General features: G+C 62.9%; 16 protein-coding genes and 3 tRNA genes. 16 read left to right on the top strand and 3 right to left on the bottom strand.

The features are described from left to right. Nucleotides 1–370: 370 nt before the first annotated feature. Nucleotides 371–1,102 (bottom strand): histone acetyltransferase, encoded by a 732-nt coding sequence (locus HMPREF2674_RS04285; RefSeq protein ID WP_070824917.1) that lies wholly within the window; start codon nt 1,100–1,102, stop codon nt 371–373. A gap of 134 nt (nt 1,103–1,236) precedes the next feature. On the opposite strand from HMPREF2674_RS04285, the gene HMPREF2674_RS04280 reads away from it, so the two are divergent. The 7 genes from HMPREF2674_RS04280 (at nt 1,237) to HMPREF2674_RS04250 (ending at nt 5,963) form a co-directional block, all read left to right on the top strand. Then, nucleotides 1,237–1,309, top strand: a tRNA-Lys gene (locus HMPREF2674_RS04280). Nucleotides 1,310–1,397: 88 nt separating this feature from the next. Continuing rightward, entirely contained in the window at nt 1,398–1,907 is a 510-nt protein-coding gene (locus HMPREF2674_RS04275; RefSeq protein ID WP_049333411.1) for an asparaginase domain-containing protein, read from the top strand. Next, entirely contained in the window at nt 1,897–2,496 is a 600-nt protein-coding gene (locus HMPREF2674_RS04270; RefSeq protein WP_070824916.1) for a hypothetical protein, read from the top strand. Before HMPREF2674_RS04275 ends, HMPREF2674_RS04270 begins: the two co-directional genes overlap by 11 nt. Before the next feature lie 100 nt (nt 2,497–2,596). Continuing rightward, complete coding sequence (locus HMPREF2674_RS04265; protein WP_070824915.1) at nt 2,597–3,394, top strand: organic solvent tolerance protein OstA; 798 nt, start codon at nt 2,597–2,599, stop codon at nt 3,392–3,394. 141 nt (nt 3,395–3,535) lie between these two features. Next, the gene (locus tag HMPREF2674_RS04260; RefSeq protein ID WP_049333415.1) at nt 3,536–4,156 is read left to right on the top strand and encodes a hypothetical protein; all 621 of its coding nucleotides are present in this window, start codon (nt 3,536–3,538) and stop codon (nt 4,154–4,156) included. Nucleotides 4,157–4,220: 64 nt separating this feature from the next. Then, on the top strand, nt 4,221–5,366 hold the full coding sequence (locus HMPREF2674_RS04255; RefSeq protein ID WP_070824914.1) for a hypothetical protein: 1,146 nt from the start codon (nt 4,221–4,223) through the stop codon (nt 5,364–5,366). 78 nt (nt 5,367–5,444) lie between these two features. Then, nucleotides 5,445–5,963 carry a hypothetical protein gene (locus HMPREF2674_RS04250; protein ID WP_070824913.1) on the top strand — a complete coding sequence of 173 codons (519 nt, stop codon included), beginning with the start codon at nt 5,445–5,447 and terminating at the stop codon, nt 5,961–5,963. Nucleotides 5,964–6,053: 90 nt separating this feature from the next. On the opposite strand, the gene HMPREF2674_RS04245 is transcribed toward HMPREF2674_RS04250, so the two are convergent. Continuing rightward, a complete protein-coding gene (locus tag HMPREF2674_RS04245) occupies nt 6,054–6,710 on the bottom strand; it encodes a DedA family protein (protein WP_049333420.1) in 657 nt (218 codons plus the stop codon). 331 nt (nt 6,711–7,041) lie between these two features. Here HMPREF2674_RS04245 and HMPREF2674_RS04240 point away from each other — a divergent pair, with 331 nt between their 5' ends. From HMPREF2674_RS04240 to HMPREF2674_RS04200, 9 genes are all read left to right on the top strand, one after another. Then, nucleotides 7,042–9,201 (top strand): RecQ family ATP-dependent DNA helicase, encoded by a 2,160-nt coding sequence (locus tag HMPREF2674_RS04240; RefSeq protein WP_070824912.1) that lies wholly within the window; start codon nt 7,042–7,044, stop codon nt 9,199–9,201. 37 nt (nt 9,202–9,238) lie between these two features. Further along, on the top strand, nt 9,239–9,766 hold the full coding sequence (locus HMPREF2674_RS04235) for a nucleoside deaminase (protein WP_070824911.1): 528 nt from the start codon (nt 9,239–9,241) through the stop codon (nt 9,764–9,766). Nucleotides 9,767–10,249: 483 nt separating this feature from the next. After that, nucleotides 10,250–11,167, top strand: a complete 918-nt coding sequence (locus HMPREF2674_RS04230) for a multidrug ABC transporter ATPase (protein ID WP_049344323.1) — start codon at nt 10,250–10,252, stop codon at nt 11,165–11,167. A gap of 2 nt (nt 11,168–11,169) precedes the next feature. Continuing rightward, complete coding sequence (locus HMPREF2674_RS04225) at nt 11,170–13,776, top strand: YhgE/Pip domain-containing protein (protein ID WP_070824910.1); 2,607 nt, start codon at nt 11,170–11,172, stop codon at nt 13,774–13,776. Nucleotides 13,777–13,818: 42 nt separating this feature from the next. Next, nucleotides 13,819–14,439: a TetR/AcrR family transcriptional regulator gene (locus HMPREF2674_RS04220; protein WP_049333429.1), complete on the top strand. Its 621-nt coding sequence runs from the start codon at nt 13,819–13,821 to the stop codon at nt 14,437–14,439. 191 nt (nt 14,440–14,630) lie between these two features. After that, nucleotides 14,631–14,717 (top strand) — tRNA-Ser (locus HMPREF2674_RS04215). Nucleotides 14,718–14,819: 102 nt separating this feature from the next. Next, nucleotides 14,820–15,458 carry a uracil phosphoribosyltransferase gene (upp, locus tag HMPREF2674_RS04210; RefSeq protein ID WP_049333431.1) on the top strand — a complete coding sequence of 213 codons (639 nt, stop codon included), beginning with the start codon at nt 14,820–14,822 and terminating at the stop codon, nt 15,456–15,458. A gap of 571 nt (nt 15,459–16,029) precedes the next feature. Beyond that, nucleotides 16,030–16,785, top strand: a complete 756-nt coding sequence (locus tag HMPREF2674_RS04205) for a winged helix-turn-helix domain-containing protein (RefSeq protein ID WP_049333433.1) — start codon at nt 16,030–16,032, stop codon at nt 16,783–16,785. 118 nt (nt 16,786–16,903) lie between these two features. Beyond that, the gene (locus tag HMPREF2674_RS04200; protein ID WP_049333435.1) at nt 16,904–17,449 is read left to right on the top strand and encodes a SixA phosphatase family protein; all 546 of its coding nucleotides are present in this window, start codon (nt 16,904–16,906) and stop codon (nt 17,447–17,449) included. Between the two features lie 62 nt (nt 17,450–17,511). On the opposite strand, the gene HMPREF2674_RS04195 is transcribed toward HMPREF2674_RS04200, so the two are convergent. Next, nucleotides 17,512–17,603, bottom strand: a tRNA-Ser gene (locus HMPREF2674_RS04195). Between the last annotated feature and the right edge of the window lie 32 nt (nt 17,604–17,635).

The following is a 17,635-nucleotide window of genomic DNA, read 5'->3' as shown; positions in this document are numbered from 1 at the left end:
CGGAACGTTTAGGGATGTCGGGTTGGGAGCGCCTCTCGGCGGAAGGCCGCTCGAAGCGGCTAAAGATTTGGAGCCCGGGGCTACCTATTAGCAACCCGACATCTTGTAATTATTATCTACCCGCGCCCCGCAAAGAGTCAATCGAAAACGCCCGTTTCACGCCCTTAGCGTGCAAAGTGGAACCTGTGCCAATTCACGAAACCAGCCCGGATATTGAAGCACCGGCCCTTCCCTAAACCATAAAATCTGACGAGGGTGTTGCGCGTTTCAACAAAGCGCCTTATCGGGCCCCTATCGGCAGGGATTGAGCGCGGCGCGAACAGCGGCAGCCGGCAAATCGAGGAACCCAGCAGAGTGGGGCACCCGGCCTCTACGCGATTTCCTCCGGGTCTCGTCGAGAAGCCTCCGCGGCGCGCCACTGGGCGGCTACCGCCTCCAGGTCCTGCGCGTCCTGCTCGAGCTGCGCCGCCTGCCGCGGCATGCGCAGGTGACGCTCGACCGCCTCACGCTTAATCTCGTGGCTTGTCGCCACCGGAGTCACCGGCGCCGGATTACGCGAGTACCGCGCGAAATCCACGCGAATCCCCAGAGCCACAACGCGAGCGAAGGCCGCGCACCGCTCCATCGCCATATCCAGGTCCCCCGTGTACAGGCCGGCCAGGATCTCGTCAATCGTACGCACAACCTCCTCGGCGCCCGGCGGATCCGGCACCCCCGCCACCACGTGCGAGCGGTAGTCCTCCGCCATGCCCAGCTCAAAGGCGCGGCTCACCCCGCGCGGGGAGCGGTGCACCGTGTCCCGCAGCCGATACATGCGCCAGAGCGCGCCCGGCAGGGAGTGCGCGCTCGCGTGCGACCATAGTTCGGCAAGCATTTCGATGCCGTAGTCGTCGGTGAAGCTGACGAGCCGCTCGGCCAGCTCTCGATCCCGGCCGCGCCCGCGCGTCAGCAGGATGCGGGCCGAGGCGTGAGCCGCCTCCTCACGGGCGGCGGGATCCATGCCGCCCTCGTGCCGTTCGAACTTCTCGGAGGTAAAGAGGACGGGTCTGTGATGCGTGCGGCGGCGGGAGCGTCCGCCGGTGGAAGATGCGGATGTAGACATAGGATTACCCAGTGTACTCCTGCCGTGACCCCGCGCATTTTCGCCCGCCGTGCCGCGCCCCGCACCGTTCCGGAGGGGAGAGCCGTTAGTGTATAGTAGTTTTTATCTGCAGGCTGTATAGCTATGCGGAAAGAGCGCCTTTAGCTCAGTCGGTAGAGCTACGGACTTTTAATCCGCAGGTCGTGGGTTCGAGCCCCACAGGGCGCACCGAACGACCCGTCGCCTCCCGCTCAGCGGGGGTCGGCGGGTTTTTGTGTCGTTATTGGTTCTGTTGCTCAAGAGATGAGGAGACCCCGTGAGCGTCACCATTAAGAACCCCGAAGAAATCACGATTCTGGCCACCGGCGGCACGATCGACAAGTTTTACTCTGTCGCCGGCACCATGGATATCGGTGAGCCCGCCGCCAAGGACCTGCTCGACCGCGTCATTACCGACGTGCGCTTCGACATCCGCCCGCTCATCGGCAAGGACAGCCTGGATATGACAGACGAGGACCGCGCCGAGCTGACCGAGGCCCTGGACGCCGTCACCAACACCCAGGTGCTCATCACCCACGGTACCGATACCATGCCCGAAACCGCCCGCTACCTGCTCGAGCACGCGAAGCTGGGTGAGAAGGTCGTGGTGCTGACCGGCGCAATGCAGCCGGCCGTCATGGCGCGCTCCGACGCCGGTTTCAACCTGGGTGCCGCAATCGCCGCCCTGAACCTGCTGGACCCGGGTGTGTACATCAGCATGAGCGGCCGCATCTTCCCGGCTGAGAGCGTTCGCAAGGACCGTTCCCGAGGTATTTTTGAGGGCTAACGCGCCCGAACCGGCGCAGTCGTCTGAATCGGTACAGTCGCCGGAGGAGCACGGCCCGCGCTCCGCCGCACCGGGGCCCCGCGGCTCGGAACTCTCCGAGCCAGCGGAGGCCCTCGTTGTGGAGCCTTGGGATATTGGCAGTAGCGAGCCCCTGCCAGCAAAGGCGCTCTACGCGGTGCGCGTCGTACTGCTCATCGCCCCCGCGCTCGGCATGGTGTACTTCTTCATGCGCGCGGCTCTCTTTCCCGTGGGTGCTGTGCCGCTCGTGTACCTGGTCGTGCAGGGTTGGTTGGCTACCATCTACCGCGCCGACCGCTCCGTCATGCTAATTTACTGGGGCAACGCCGTCTCGGCGCTCCTGGCCGCGGTGATGGGTGTCTTCTTCGCGTACCTGCTATTCACCCTGCACGGGCCGGATGCACTCTTTAAACACTTCGGGACATTCTACGCGGGAGCCGTATTTACGGTCATGGGGTCATTCGTGCTGGAGTTTTTCTTCTCGCTGTTCTACGCGGTGGTTCTGCGCCGGGTAATCAGGCGTAACGAGGCCTTCCACCGCGGGTCGTTCTCGGAGAACACCGGCGGCTAAAAGGGCACTGTCTGCCCCTCTTTTCATGTTCGGGAAGCCTTCAACTGCGCATGATACGGTAGAGGCGTAAACTGTCGTCCACGCCGTCAGGAGGAGATATATGGGTACCCCGGACCGGACCACAGACGATTTCGCACCGTCCGTCGAAACCCCGGATGGCACCGCCGTGCGGACCCGGTACCAGGCGCCCATCCGCGACCTGCGGCCCGCCTCCGCGGAGGTGAGCATCCCCTCCACCGCGATGCACCGCACGGTTCCCGCGAAGGCCGTGCCTCTTGCATCCCCGAAGGATGCGGCCCTGCCCGCCCCACACGTAGCGCAGGCCCCGACCACCTCCCTCAACCCCGCGGTGGCACCGGCCGCGCTTCCGGCGTTTCTGCGCACCTACTCCCGCGATGAGATTAGAATACGCCAGCGTCAGCTACGCAAAAACCTGCTGGTGCGCGTCGCCATTCTGAGTGTTCTGGGCCTGACGGAGGGCCTCATCATCGCCCAGTACACGCAGCCGCTGGCGATTTGTTTCTGGCTGCTTGCGGCCCTGTACATCATCGTCCAGGCCTGGCCGCTTCTGCGCCCGCCGAACGACGTTGCCGACACCTCCGTGTACAGCATCTGGGCGATTTGCTCGCTGATTGGGTACATTGGCGTGGGGCTGGTGCTCTCACCCATCACGTTCCTGCTTCTCATGCTGGACTGGGCGGGCGTCTCCATGGGCTTCGACCCGATGCTGGTGCTCTGTGGCCTAGGTCTGGTGTGGGTGAGTGAGGTTGGCCTGTCCCTACTAACGATTTACCGTTTCAACGAGTTGAGGACCGCGCTCACGCATCCCGCCCCGCAGGACGAGGCCGACGCATCCGAAGATTCCGGTACGGGCGCGGAGGCCGCCCCCTCCGATTAGGATTCCGCCGGGACGCCCCGGCCGATGCAATAAGCTCACCGAACACACCGTATTTCACCACACCATACGTACCCCGCGCCTACCCGCCGCATCGATGAACCGTCGTATATCACGGCGTGCAGGCTCTCGAAAGATCCAACCATGCCTACCCCCGAACCCGCACCGCTCCCCGCGGCTCCGGCCGCTACCTCCCCCGAGGCGTCCGTGAAGTCCTCGCGCTCTAAACCGCCGACCCCGAACCTCGTGTCGGTTGCCGGCTGGGTGCTCCTGGCCATTTCTGCGGGCTGGGTGGCGCTGCTGGTGTACACCACCGTGTCGCTGACGACGACCCATCTTCCGCGCCTGTCCACCTGGCATTCCTCCACCCTCGTGGAGGCGCAGGCCTACTACCCGGTGCTCTTCCTGATGCTGTGCACCCTCGGAAACGTGGTGCTGCACAGTTTCTGCACGGTGGCGTTCATCCGCGGCTACCGCTGGGCCGCGGTGGTGCTTTCGGTGTCTCTGGTGATGGGCATTATCTCGGCGATGCTGATTATGTTGAGCGTGGGTGCCATGCTCGCCACGCTGAACGGTGCGCCCAGCCAGGAGGTCGAGTTCCTGCTGAGCACCTCCTCGCCCCTGTACACGCCCGTGTACATCGCCGGGGGTTACCTGGTGGTGTGCGTCATCGCGCTGGCGTTGGTGTGGTCGCGCCAGTCGCGTGCCTACATGGCGGCCCGCAGCTCATGGCGTTTGAGCCGCCGCAAGGACTACCTACTCTAACCTCTGCCGCGGGCCTGCGGCCCGCCGATAGTTTATTCACCAACCACCGATAAGGACGATCCCCGTGACCCCTACTTCCGACCCCGCACACGAGTCACAAATCCGTATCGACCCCGAAGGGCACGATGACACCGTAGAGACGCCCGATAACGGCGAGGAACGGATTGAGCCGGCGCAGAAGACTTCGGTGCTAGTCGATATCTCCTTCTGCCTGGGCGTGGGGCTCATGCTCGTGTATGCGGGTTTGGACGCGCACCAGGCCCTCGCATCCGCCGGACACGGCTGGGACATCGTCTCAATCTTCACCATTGCCGTGCCTCGCCTTCTGAGCGGAACCATCTGGGTGGAACTGATCATCCTGTGCTTCCTGGCGGTCCTGTGCACGGGTAGCAGGGGCGCACGTCAGACGCTGATGCTCTACGCGGCCGTCTGCTGCCTGAGCGGCATGCTCATCACCGCGGGTTCCTTCGACCTGGCCGGGTTTTTCTTCCCGGCCTTCACCGCGCTGAACCCCGCGACGAGCCCGGCCACCGCCTCCCTGACCGTGACGAAGGTGCTGGTCATCACCGTGGGTGTTGGCGCCGCACTTTTCATTTTTCTGCTGGGCCTTGTCTCTACTCGGGATGAGGATGTCGTCCTGTCCGAGGAGCCTCCGGCACCCGCGGCGGAGGGCGCGAAAAATGTGGCCGGGGCCGACGAAGAGGCGGGCATGACCATCGAGGAGAGGCAGGCCGCCCATTACCTGGAAATGCTCCGGCTGATTGACGAGGAGGAACGGGTGACTCGCACCCCCGCCGAGCAGCGAATCCTCGATCTTCGCGCGAAGATGGCGGTGACGGAAAACCCCCTGGAGAAGCAGCGTCTGGAGGGCGAGATTCTGCTGACGCTCCGCGCCGAGCGTGCCGGTCTGGAACCTTATGACGGCGAGCTCGACGGTGACGAACCGGTCGATGACGAGCTGGTTGATGACGAGCCGGTCGATGAGGAGAACGTCCTCAGTCATCAGAGCGCAGATACAGAAACGCGTGCTCGCCTGGAAGAAGCACAGGCACATCGGGAAGACGAGGAAGCCAACCGACGGGCTGAAGAGGCCGTTGCTCAGCAGTACGAGACGGCCCGCCGCAAGGCTGACCGGAAGAAGCCTCGCAAGGAACAGCGCGGCTACAAGGACACCTCGGTGTACACCGAGGAAGGGTACCGCCTCAACTAGCGGTGCGAGCCGTCCCCCAAACAGACTATTCGGTTCTCCCGTCGCGGGATGGAGAACATAGAAAGGACAACACACACGATGTCAGAATACGCGCCCCCGGGGCAGGCCCCTCATTACCAGGAGAAGCGCAAACGACACAGCAATCGCCCGGTTGCCCTCATCGGGGTGACGGTGTGCATCGTAATGGTGATTGTGTTCAACGCCGCGAAGGTTACCATGGGCGCTCTCGAGAACAATCACACTTCCCTGAGCTATGAAGCTATATCGGATGTTGCTGTCCCCGCTCTGCTGCAGGGGGCCCTCATGGATGCGCTAAACCTTATCGTCCTCTGGAAACTCTGGCAGAGGCGCCTCTGGGCGCACGGCTTCGCCATTCTCATAGGTATCGTGGGTTCGCTCTACGGCATCTTCATCTTCATGGGTGCCGCCGAGTACTACAACTCCGCCAATATTGGGGCGATGGGTGTCGCCGAATACCTGAAGCTTGTGTTCATCGTCGCGCTGGCAAACGCACCCACCGTCTGCTACCTCGTTATGACGGTGCTACTGTTTACGCCCAGCCTGTTGCGGCGTACATACGCCAACGAAATGTACTAAAAATCTGAGGGGTGGGGACGTCAGAACGACGTCCCCACCCCTCAGCGCCTACCGGCGGATCCCCGTATCGTGCGGGGTATCTCTTAAACGTTACTCTGCAGATTCGCGCTTAGCCTTCGAGCGGCCGCGCAGGTACTCGATAAAGACCGGCACCACGGACACCAGCACAATAATCACGGCGATGTACTCGATGTTGTTGTGCACGAACGGAATACCGCCCAGCAGCACACCGGCCAGACCAATCACGCCGATCCACGCAATGGCGCCGACGGTGTTCCACAGGTGGAACTTCTTACGGTCGTACGAAGAGATACCGGCTGCCAGCGAAACGAAGGTACGCACAATCGGCACGAAACGGCCCAGAACCAGGGCCAAACTACCGCGCTTCTGGAAGAACTCCTCAGTAGTGTGCAGGTTCTTCGTGCTCAGAATCTTCGCGTCATCCTTGAAGATGTTGCGGCCGTAGCGGGCACCAATCTGGTATCCCACCTCGGCGCCGGCCATCGCCACAATCACCAGCACGGGGAACGCAACCCACAGGGACAGACCCATCTGCTGGTGTAGCATACCCAGCGCAAAAATCAGGGAGTCACCCGGGAGAACCGGGAACAGCACACCCGACTCAATGAAAACAATGATCGCCGAAACAACCAGAACCCAGGGGCCGGTGTCGAGCAGGAACTGTTCAAGGTTAAGGCCTAGCAGCGCAACCGGAAGCTGCGCGAGGGCGGCGGCAAGAAAAGTCATGAAAAATCCTGAACTGTGAGTGGACCGCGCGCACGGATTGGCGGCGGCGGAGTAACACCAGCATAGAGAACGTGCCTATGGTGAACATAGTGCAAAACTATGCGGAGGCTGTGTAGCACAGAGACAATTCTACCGGGGTTTAGCCCGGATGCACGGGTGAGCGAGGCGTAAATCTCCGGGCCCGAGAACGAAATGGCGCGCAGTGATGCGGAACTCGCACGCCCTCCCAAGAAATGACCGGCTCCGAGGCCAGGATGCGCCGGGTGTGACATGATGGGAAGACAGCGCGTCGGAGCGCCCGCCCGCGAACCACCCACCGTCGGAGAAAACCATGAACCCCCAGCAGCCGGACACCGCCACCTCCCTGCGCGACGAGGCCCGCGAACTGTTGCGCCGCCTCACCGGCGCCTCCGAAGCCGACTTCCACGACGGCCAGTACGAGGCGATTCACGCCCTCGTGGCCGACCGCGCCCGCACCCTGGTGGTACAACGCACCGGCTGGGGTAAGTCCGCGGTCTACTTCATCTCCTCGCTGCTCCTGCGCGCCCGGGGTACCGGGCCGGCACTCATCATCTCCCCGCTGCTTTCGCTCATGCGCGACCAGGTGGCTGCCGCATCCCGCGCGGGGGTGCGCGCCGCCATGGTGAACTCAGCGAACGTCACCGAGTGGGACCGCATCCGCGAGCAGGTCGAAGCCGACGAGCTCGACGTGCTCCTGGTTGGCCCCGAGCGGCTCAACAACCCGGCGTTCCGCGAGCAGTGGCTGCCGTTTCTCATGCCTCGCCTGGGCCTGCTCGTGATTGATGAGGCCCACTGCATTTCGGACTGGGGCCACGACTTCCGCCCGGACTATCGCCGCATCGGCGCGCTGATTTCTTCTCTACCCGCCGGCGTGCCCGTGCTCGCTACGACCGCTACAGCAAACGACCGCGTGACCCGCGATATCGCCGAGCAGCTGAGCGCCGCGGCCGGGGACGCACCCGAGGTGTACGTGGTGCGCGGCCCGCTCTCCCGGGCCTCCCTGCGCCTGGGCGTGCTCGCACTGCCCGACGAGGGCCAGCGCCTGGGCTGGCTCATGGCGCACCTGAACGAGCTACCCGGCTCGGGTATCATCTACGCGCTGACCGTTTCGGCGGCGGAGGATACCGCCTCCGCCCTGCGCGCTCGCGGATACGACGTGCTCGCCTACACCGGAAAGACCGACCCGGATGAGCGCATGGCCGCCGAGCAAGCCCTCAAGGAGAACCGAGTCAAGGCCCTCGTGGCGACCAGCGCCCTCGGCATGGGCTTCGACAAGCCCGACCTGGGGTTCGTGGTGCACCTGGGCGCGCCTTCCTCTGCGGTGAGCTACTACCAGCAGATCGGCCGTGCGGGCCGCGGGGCCGCCAACGCGGACGTCCTGCTGCTACCCGGGCGCGGGGACCGGGCCATCTGGGAGTACTTCGCGACCTCCTCGATGCCGGAGGAGGAGAAGGCCCTGCAGGTGCTGGCCGCCCTCGAGCAGACCCCCGAGGGCCTGAGCCTCACCGCGCTGGAGGCGCGTGTGCAGCTGCGCCGCTCAACCCTGGAGCTGCTGCTCAAGGTCCTGGACGTCGAGGGCGCCGTCGTGAAGGAGGGGAGCCGCTGGTGCCGCACCTCGGCTCCCTGGAGCTACGACCGCGAACGCTACGCGGGGGTTGCGCGTGCGCGCGTGCGCGAGCAGGAGTCCATGCTGGAGTACGAGCGGACGGAAGGGTGCCGCATGGTGTTCCTCGCCCGCCAGCTCGACGATACCTCCGCTCAGCCCTGCGGGCGATGCGACCGGTGCGCCGGACCCTGGTACTCGACGCAGGTTCCCGAGGAGGCGCAGCAGGCGGCGCGTCAGAGCTTTGCTACCGTGGGGGTTCCGGTGGAGCCGCGCCGCATGTGGCCCACCGGCCTGGACCAGCTGATGGGCGTCTCCGCTCCGCGTGGCCGCCTGTCGAAGGAGGAACAGGCCGAGCCCGGTTATGCGATGGCGCGCCTGAGCGATATGGGGTACGGAACGCGCCTGCGCGAGCTCTTCGCCACGAACGAGCTTGGTGAGCCGGTTGACTCTGAGGTGCCGACTGACCTGGGCCGCGCCTGCGTGAAGGTGCTGGCGGCGTGGCAGTGGGGTGCCGCGGGGCGACCGACCGCGGTGCTGACGTTGCCGTCGCCGGTGCGTCCTCGCCTGGCGCAGTCCCTGGGCCGGGGGCTGGCTACGGTGGGTCGTCTGATGGATTTGGGGCAGGTTTCTTTGGTGGAGGAGCCCCGCTTCTTCGGTGGTAATAGCGCCTTCCGCTGTGCCGACGTTTTGCGTTCTTACCTGGTTCCGAGCGAGGTGCTGGACTACGTGCGCGAGAACCGCTGCGCGGTTCTGCTGGTTTCGGATCTGGTGGATTCCCGCTGGGCTAACACGGTGGTGGCTCGCGCGTTGAGGGAGGCCGGGGCCGCCGCGGTGTATCCTTTCTCTTTGGCCGCTACTCACTAGTCGCGTTTCACGCTCTTTTACTCCCCGACGAGGTTATATGTCATATTCGGAATATTTAAATTTGACGGTTGATGACGGTTCTTCCACCGTGCTCAGTGACATTCCCGCGCGTGCCGACCACCGTGAGTGGATGGGCCTTGCCCTGGCGGAGGGGAAAGCCGCCGGTGAGCGCGGCGAGATTCCCATCGGCGCCGTCATCGTGGATGAGCGCGGGACCGTCGTCGCCTCCGCCGGCAACACCCGCGAGCGGGAACACGATCCCAGCGCCCACGCGGAGGTGAACGCGATTCGGCAGGCGGCGGCGCGGCTGGGGCAGTGGCGGCTGGAGGGATGCACCCTCGTGGTGACCGTCGAGCCCTGCCTCATGTGCGCCGGCACGATTCTGGCCTCGCGCGTCTCGACGGTGGTTTTTGGCGCCTGGGAGGAGAAGACGGGCGCCTCCGGTAGCCGCTACGACGTGCTGCGGGACGGGCGGGTGGCGCCGGCTCCCGAAGTGTATGCGGGGGTGCGCGCCGAGGAGTGCGCACAGCTCATGCTGGATTTTTTCAGGGAGCGTCGCTCCTGAGCGCGTTCCTGCCCGCGTTTCTCGGTGGTGTGCCCCTCGGAGATGTCCCTCGGCGGCGCACCCCTCGGCTGTGCCCTGTCCTCGGTATTCTGTTGCGAATAATTCGGCGAGTGGAGTCTGCCGCTCTGCCCTGCCTCCCAGCCCAGTCGCCCCCTCGTCGTGCCCGGGGCCTGCCACAGGGGTTTGTCACAGGGGCCTGTTCCCTGGGATTGTAGCGGGGGAGGAGGCCTGGTGAAACCGGTCATGGGTTCGTGGCTTATTTGAACGAAAAACCCCAATTTTTTGAAAAATACTCCGAAAATTTCAAAAATAGACGCTTTTTCACCCGAAAATCCCCACAAAACCACACTTAACCGGGTCTACGATATATAAGCATCGGAGCCTGAGAACCCCTCCGCGTCCTTCAGCAGGTATCGCGGAACGAGGTCCTCGGGCTCGTACTTTTACCCGTTTCTACCCGTCGTACAGATTGAAGGGACCGCCGTGCTTCGCGTTGATAACATCTGGGCCAAGGGGCGTCACCACGCCCTTTTTGGCCGCACCACTTTCTCGGTAGGTGGGGGCGAAGTCATCATCGTTCAGGCCGACAGCCAGATGGAACGTACCTCCCTGGGCCTGGCCCTCACCGGCCGTTTGCCCCTGTCAGGCGGCGAGATTTACTGGAGCGCCGGCGATGAGGAGCCTCAGCCGATTTCAATGAAGAAGCTGCGCCGCATCAGCGACATTATCGATTCCCCCGATGTGACCTCCCCAGAGCAGCACATGCGCGTGCACGACTACGTCTCTGAGATGCTCTCCTACAATCTGCCGATTTTTGGTCGTTCCCACGCGGGCCGCTGGTTGAAGGAGCGCGGCCTCGAGGATTTGGACGGCCTGTGGATGGACGAGCTGGACGGCGAGATGAACATCGAGCTTATGGCCGCCCTGGCACAGAGCAGCCCCTCGGACCTGCTGGTCTTCGATACCCCGTCGCGCCACCTGAACCACACGCGCATGTGGCTTCCCTTCCTCGAGGAGCTGGCCAACGATGAGGACCGCCCCCGCACTGTGGTGGCGATTGTCCCGCATATTTCCGATACCTGGCACGGTGCGCGTGCCGTGGTGGGTAGCGTCCACATGGATCAAGAGGGGGAGTTCGAGGCCCCCGAGGACCCGGCGGAGGAACCGACCGAGCCGGAGATTGACGTGATTGAGGTGCGTGAGGTGGAGGAAATCCCCCTGACCTCTTCGATTCCCCTCACCCCCGCGGCCGGGGTAGCGGCCGAACCCACCGTTGTGGCGACCCCCGTTCCCGCGGCGTCCGGCGTGACCGAAGCCGTTCGGGCCGTTGATCAGAAATCCACTGATCAGAAACCCGCTGACCAGAAACCCAACACCCAGAAGACCGCTGAGAAGGAGTAAGAATGACTGTTCTGCGTGTTGCTCTTGTTGAGCTTAAGCGCCTGACCAGCGGTGTTTTGCCGGTCCTGGTGCTCATTGCGATGTCCTGCATCCCCCTGCTGTACGGTGCCCTGTACCTGTACGGCAACTGGGACGCCTACGGCCACGTGAACGGCATCGTGGGTGCCCTCGTGGTTGAGGATGAGGGCGCGACGGATTCTTCTGGCCAGCAGGTGAATACCGGTGCCGACGTGAAGAAGAATCTTCTGGACGCCGGCACGTTTGATTGGCGTCAGGTTCCGACCCGCGAGGAGGCCGTCGACGGCGTGGAGAAGGGCACCTACGATTTTGCGTTGGTGATTCCGAAGAATTTCTCCCGTAACCTGCAGAGCGCCGCGGCGTTTAAGCCGGATGCCAACGGTAATACGGGCACGATTGATCCCCAGTCAGCCGGTATTGAGATTGTCACGAATGACGCGAACAACTACGTGCTGACGAACATCGTGACGAAGGCGGGCACATCGGTGCGCGATTCGGTGGCGTCGAAGGTGGGTAATGCCACCGCGAATGCGTTGCTGGCAAGCTTCACCACGATTCACTCGAAGATGGGGGAGGCGGCCAGCGGCGCAGAGAAGGTGAACACCGGCACGGTCAAGCTGGCCGATGCGATTGTTCAGCTCAAGGACGGCTCTGCCACGGTGAACGACGGTGCCCTCAAGCTGAAGGACGGCACGGTCACCCTTTCTGATGGCACGACCCAGCTGGTGGATGCGCAGAAGCAGCTGGCCGATGGCGCGGATAAGCTGGCAAGTGGTGCGGCAACCCTGGACTCGGGCGCCGCAACCCTGAATTCGGGCGCCGCGAAGCTGGTGGACGGCTCGACCACCCTGAAGAACGGCACCTCGACCCTGGCCTCTGCCGCGGCTTCGGCTTCTGACGGCGCGTCGAAGCTGAAGGACGGCTCGGCCACCCTGGCTCAGGGTACTTCTTCACTGAAGGATGGCTCGGCCACCCTGGCCCAGGGCGCGAACAGCCTGGCTGAGGGCACCCACAAGCTGCGTCAGGGCCTGGATGAGTCGGGTATCCGCGAGCTGCCGGGCCAGCTGAACGCGATGTGTCAGCACCTGCAGCAGACGGACACCTCCGCCCCGAGCGGTGATTTTGGCCGCGACCTGTCGAATACCGTGGTGTCGGCGAGTGCGCAGAGGCTTCGCGAGCGTCTGGCTCCGATGGTGGCCGCTGGCACCATGACCCAGCAGCAGGCTGATGAGCTGGTGTCTTCGGTGGATTCCGATGAGTTTAAGGGTGAGGTGGCAACGCTGAACCAGAAGGCTCTGGAGTCTCATCTAGCCTCGCGCAGTGCGACTGCCGCAGATGTTATGTCGAAGCTGCAAGCCCTGAAGTCGAGCCACTGCGTCGCGGACGGTTCTTCGTCCTCGGCGGCTAAGATTCAGACCCTAGTGTCGGGCGTGGACGCGCTGGATGCTGCCTCCACCTCGGTGGCGAAGGGAGCCTCTTCCCTGGCTGAGGGTGCGGCCCGCGTTGATAGCGGTGCCTCTTCACTCGCCTCGGGCGCGGCTACCCTGGCCGATGGTAACGCCCAGATTGCTTCGGGTGCATCCTCTCTCGCTTCGGGCGCCGCAACCCTGGCTGAGGGCACCGAGAACCTGAAGTCGGGTACCGATTCGCTCAAGAGCGGTACCGCGACCCTGAAGGACGGCACGAGCACTCTGGCCGAAAAGGAGCAGAGTGCCGTCGAGGGCCAGCAGAAGGTGGCCGATGGCGCGTCGAACCTGAAGGATGGCGCGTCCCAGCTCACCGAGGGTACGGAGAAGCTGGCCAGCGGCACGGATCAGCTGAATAGCGGCGCCTCGGAGCTGCAGGACGGCACCTCCTCCCTGCAGAGCGGCCTGGCTTCTGGCACGAAGCAGGTTCCGAACCTTTCGGAGTCGGATCAGACGAAGGTTGCCGACACGATGTCGAACCCTGTGACGCTTTCGCACAATTCCCTGGCTTCGGGCCGTAACTACGGTGAGGGCATGGGTCCGTTCTTCATGTGCCTGGCGCTGTGGATTGGTGGCCTGATGCTGGTTCAGACGCTGCGCGTGATGAATAACCGTGCGTTGGCTTCGCACGCCCCGTCGGTTCGCGTGATGCTCGGTAGCTGGATGCCCTTCGGTCTGGTGGGTATTGCTCAGGCGACGCTCATGTTCGTGGTGATTAAGTTCGGTCTGGGCTTTGAGATGGCTCACCCGTGGCTGGCGTGGTTGTTCCTGTGCTTTGTGGCTCTGATCTTCACCGGATTTATTCACGGTCTGACGGTGTTCCTGGGTGCTCCCGGCAAGCTGGTGGCTCTGGTGGTCCTGATTCTGCAGCTGGTGACCGGCGGCGGCACGATGCCGTACGAGACTCTGCCCGAGTCGATTCGTTGGATGCACGATTTCTTCCCGATGGGTTATGCGGTGACGGGTATGCGTCGCCTGTCGTATGGCGTGAACGAGTCGAGCCTGTGGGGCATCATGCTGGTTCTGACCCTGTGGGGTCTGGCGGGCTTGCTGCTGGGTTACCTGGGCACGCGACGTGATCGCACCTGGTCGTTGAAGAAGCTCGCACCGGAGATCACTGTCTAATAAAATAGAGGTATACCTGCAAAAAGGGAGGGAGGACTTCTGATGTTGCAGCGACCAGTCGCTGAAGCTGCAAGTCGTCGTCCCGGCCGTACTGGTAAAACTCAGTTGAAGTTGTTCAACGCTGCTATGGATATCATGACCCAGAAGGGGCTTGAGTACGCCACTGTTGAAGAGGTGGCTGCTCGGGCGGGTGTTTCTAAGGGAACCGTGTATTACAACTTCGGTTCCAAGAAGACTATGGTGGATCAGCTGGTTCAGTACGGCACGCAGTTGCTGCTGAGCGATGCGCGCCGCGCGGCGTCGGCCCAGTCCGACCCGCGTGAGGCGTTGCGGAGTGCCGTTCGTGCCGCGTTTCAGTACCTCGAGGACCGCCCGGGCTTTACCCGGATGTGGCTTTCGGAGGCCTGGAAGGGTGCGGAGGGTTGGACCGAGACGATGAGCGATAACCGTCAGGATCTTCTGGAGTATCTGGAGGAGATGACGGAGGCCGTATCTCGCCGCTACACGGTTGATACCGCTCAGAATCCTCGTGCGATTGCAATCTCTATGTTCGGCGCGATTTACATGCTTGCCATGGATCGCGAGGTCCATCAGGTTGACCGCAACGCTGAGGACGCGACGCGTGCTGTCATGCTGGTTATAGATGGGTATATCCGTCATTAGACGAACCCGCCGGGTTCGTTGATGTTGCCGGGACTTCGGTGTCGGGTGTCGAAAAGGGCACGGTAAAAGGGCCGTGAAAAGGGCGACACCCGGTTGCCGCACGCGTTTTTGCCCCGGTGGGAGAAGATACATCCCACCCCTGTGCTTTTCTTGCCCTTTTGTCTTGGGGTGTGCTACACTTTTCCACTGTTGGTGGTGTGTCCGAGCGGCCGAAGGTGCATCACTCGAAATGATGTTTGGTGTAAAAGCCAACGGGGGTTCAAATCCCTCCACCACCGCACCAACGAAAACCCGTCGAGCTGAGCTCGGCGGGTTTTCTGTTTGCCGAATTACGCGGCTCGCCTGTGAATGTATATGCGAGTGCGAGTAAAATTTATGCCATGCGTATTAAGATTCTTGACCACCCGCTGGTCGCCCACAAGATTAGTGTTCTGCGCGATAAGAACACCCCTTCCCCGATTTTCCGTCAGCTGGTTGACGAGCTGGTGACTCTCCTGGCCTACGAGGCTACTCGCGAGATTCGCGTGGAGGAGGTTGAGGTGGTGACTCCGGTGGCTACCACGACCGGTGTGCGCATCGCCAACCCGAAGCCGCTGGTGGTGCCGATTCTGCGTGCTGGTCTGGGCATGCTGGAGGGCATGACCCGCATGGTGCCGACCGCCGAGGTGGGTTTCCTGGGTATGGCTCGCAACGAGGAGACCCTGGACATCGTGACCTATGCCGAGCGTCTGCCGGAGGATTTGACGGGTCGTCAGGTGTACCTGCTGGATCCGATGCTGGCCACCGGCGGCACCCTGATCGAGGCTATTAAGTTCCTGCGTAAGCGCGGTGCCGAGTCGGTGACCTGCGTGTGCCTGATTGCCGCCCCCGAGGGTATCGCCGCCCTGGAGAAGGGCGTTGAGGGTATGGAGAACGTGGACCTGTTCCTGGCTGCCCGCGATGAGCGCCTGAACGAGAAGGCCTACATCGTTCCCGGCCTGGGCGATGCTGGCGATCGCCTGTACGGCCTGGCTGAATAATTTTTGATTCGGCTTCGCGAGACGGTTTCGCGAGACCAATTGTGCACCGTCCCCGCGCTGGCTATTTCGATAGCCCGCGCGGGGACGCTTTTGTCTAATAGGGCGTGCGTACGATGCGGGATGGGTGGTGTCGATGATTCCCCCTCCGTCGAACGGGGGAGGGATAATTCAAAAAATCTACATGTGACAAGAATCATTTCATGTGGATATTGTTGGGTTAATGAGGGGTATTTGAGGGTCTCTCAAGCTTTGATTGAGGGCATGAAAATACAGTGCTCCGCGTCATCATGCCGCTTTAGATGAATATTTATGTAGATGGGGCGCGACGGGGCTTGATGCGGGACGAGTCTGGCCCGGATGAGTGGGGATGTATTGTACTCCTTTTTGGATGCGGGAAGTATCCACGATGCCGAATTCGCTTGATTTATCCGTCAAATAGGAGAAATATTAAGAGAAAGGATTGATGCTCGAACAGGTATTAGGGACTGTTGGGCCACGCGTCACTTCCGGCGCACCCCACCACCATGTAGGTAAGGCAATTCCTACGTAGATTTTGAGAGAAGGCTGAACCATGTCAGGTGCTGTACCTGGATACGTCCACATCTCCCAGCGAGGCCGCGCCGCGAAGCGTCAGGCCGTCCAGCCCCATCGTCCCGCCGCCCCTGCCGCAACGTTGCGTCCGATGACATTCTCCGCGGGGGATTCCTCCCCCCACAAGAATGCTCAGGAGAACGAGGCTCGCGGCTTCGTGCTGTACGTGGGTCTGAATGAGGAGCTCGCCGCCGCAAACGGTACCTCCCTGGTGCGCATCGTTCAGGATCTGCGCACCTACGCCCACCACCTGGCCCCCGAATCTGAGTCTTACGCCGCCGTGGCGCTGGCTCCCGTGAACGCCGAGGGTAGCGACCTTGAGGTGGTCCGTAACGCGCTGGGTGATCCGACCGCCGTGTACACCTACCCGGAGGCGAATACCGCCCGCGAGGCGGAGGGCATGAACGGCCACTCCTCGGGTGTGCTGATTGACCTGGCTCGCCGCGAGGTGTTCCTGGACGGTGAGCCGCTGATGCTGACCTTCAAGGAGTTCGAGCTGCTGGCCCACCTGGTTGAGAATAGCTCCCGCACGGTTGGCCGCGAGGAACTGCTGAAGGCCCTGTGGAGCTCGGGTGACGAGCACCCGCACGAGCGCACGATTGACGTTCACATTCGTCGCCTGCGTTCGAAGCTGGGTCGCCTCTCGGGTACCGTGCGTACGGTGCGCGGTCAGGGTTACCGCTTCTTTGAGCACCCCGAGGTCGTCGTCTGGGCGGCCCCGGAGTACTCCATCTAGGCTTGTAGTTTTAGGGTGCACCCCGGTGCGCCGGCCCCGTGCCGGTGTGCCGGGGTTTACTCATGCCCGGGTGGCGGGTGCGCGGGATGTATCGGCGCGCTCTGGATAAAATGGGTGTATGGCTGAGAATTCTTCCAACACTGCATCCGGCTCGCACCGTAGCGGAGCTAAGCGCCTGATTATTATGCGCCATGCGGAGGCCGATTGGGGCCTGAACGATTTCGACCGTCCCCTGACCAAGCGCGGTCACGAGCAGGCTGCCGCCGCGGGTGCCTGGTTGGCTTCGCGCGGCTATATTCCCGAGCAGATTATGTCTTCGTCGGCGTTGCGCACGCGCCAGACGACCACCTGGGTTGCGGACGGCCTGGGTTCGAAGGCCCCGACCGCGCATCTGGATGAGGGTCTGTACGAGGTTTCGGCCGCCCGCATCATTGCGCGCATTAACGGCGTTTCAGAGAACGTTCATTCGCTGATGGTGGTGTCGCACCTGCCCGGCGTGCAGGATGCCGCGCAGCGTCTGATGAGCCCCGACTCCGATCCGAACGCGTCGATGGATGTGTACTATGGCTTCCCGCCGTCCTCCATCGCGGTGTTCGAGGTGCCGGGGGAGTGGGCCCTGCTGGACGGGGCGGATGCGCGCCTCGTGGACTTCAAGAGCTTCTAGGTTGTGCGCCCGATGAAACGGGCATAGTAAAAGCCCCGTACCAGCCGGTACGGGGCTTTCAGTGGCGGAGACGGGGGGATTTGAACCCCCGGTCGAGTTTAACCCCGACCCTTCATTAGCAGTGAAGTCCATTCGGCCGCTCTGGCACGTCTCCACGGTGCGCTCGTGAGCGCATCCCTATAAGAA

It is taken from the genome of Rothia sp. HMSC062F03 (assembly GCF_001836905.1).
GTDB lineage: Bacteria > Actinomycetota > Actinomycetes > Actinomycetales > Micrococcaceae > Rothia > Rothia mucilaginosa_A.
Note: the sequence above shows the minus strand (reverse complement) of the source record. Positions and strands in the feature narration are given on the sequence as shown.

What these genes read in the sequence shown, in the direction of transcription:
- HMPREF2674_RS04285 (WP_070824917.1), bottom strand. Translation starts at nt 1,102, where the DNA reads ATGTCTACATCCGCATCTTCCACCGGCGGACGCTCCCGCCGCCGCACG.
- HMPREF2674_RS04265 (WP_070824915.1), top strand. Translation starts at nt 2,597, where the DNA reads ATGGGTACCCCGGACCGGACCACAGACGATTTCGCACCGTCCGTCGAA.
- HMPREF2674_RS04260 (WP_049333415.1), top strand. Translation starts at nt 3,536, where the DNA reads ATGCCTACCCCCGAACCCGCACCGCTCCCCGCGGCTCCGGCCGCTACC.
- HMPREF2674_RS04250 (WP_070824913.1), top strand. Translation starts at nt 5,445, where the DNA reads ATGTCAGAATACGCGCCCCCGGGGCAGGCCCCTCATTACCAGGAGAAG.
- HMPREF2674_RS04245 (WP_049333420.1), bottom strand. Translation starts at nt 6,710, where the DNA reads ATGACTTTTCTTGCCGCCGCCCTCGCGCAGCTTCCGGTTGCGCTGCTA.
- HMPREF2674_RS04240 (WP_070824912.1), top strand. Translation starts at nt 7,042, where the DNA reads ATGAACCCCCAGCAGCCGGACACCGCCACCTCCCTGCGCGACGAGGCC.
- HMPREF2674_RS04235 (WP_070824911.1), top strand. Translation starts at nt 9,239, where the DNA reads ATGTCATATTCGGAATATTTAAATTTGACGGTTGATGACGGTTCTTCC.
- HMPREF2674_RS04225 (WP_070824910.1), top strand. Translation starts at nt 11,170, where the DNA reads ATGACTGTTCTGCGTGTTGCTCTTGTTGAGCTTAAGCGCCTGACCAGC.
- HMPREF2674_RS04220 (WP_049333429.1), top strand. Translation starts at nt 13,819, where the DNA reads ATGTTGCAGCGACCAGTCGCTGAAGCTGCAAGTCGTCGTCCCGGCCGT.
- upp (WP_049333431.1), top strand. Translation starts at nt 14,820, where the DNA reads ATGCGTATTAAGATTCTTGACCACCCGCTGGTCGCCCACAAGATTAGT.
- HMPREF2674_RS04205 (WP_049333433.1), top strand. Translation starts at nt 16,030, where the DNA reads ATGTCAGGTGCTGTACCTGGATACGTCCACATCTCCCAGCGAGGCCGC.
- HMPREF2674_RS04200 (WP_049333435.1), top strand. Translation starts at nt 16,904, where the DNA reads ATGGCTGAGAATTCTTCCAACACTGCATCCGGCTCGCACCGTAGCGGA.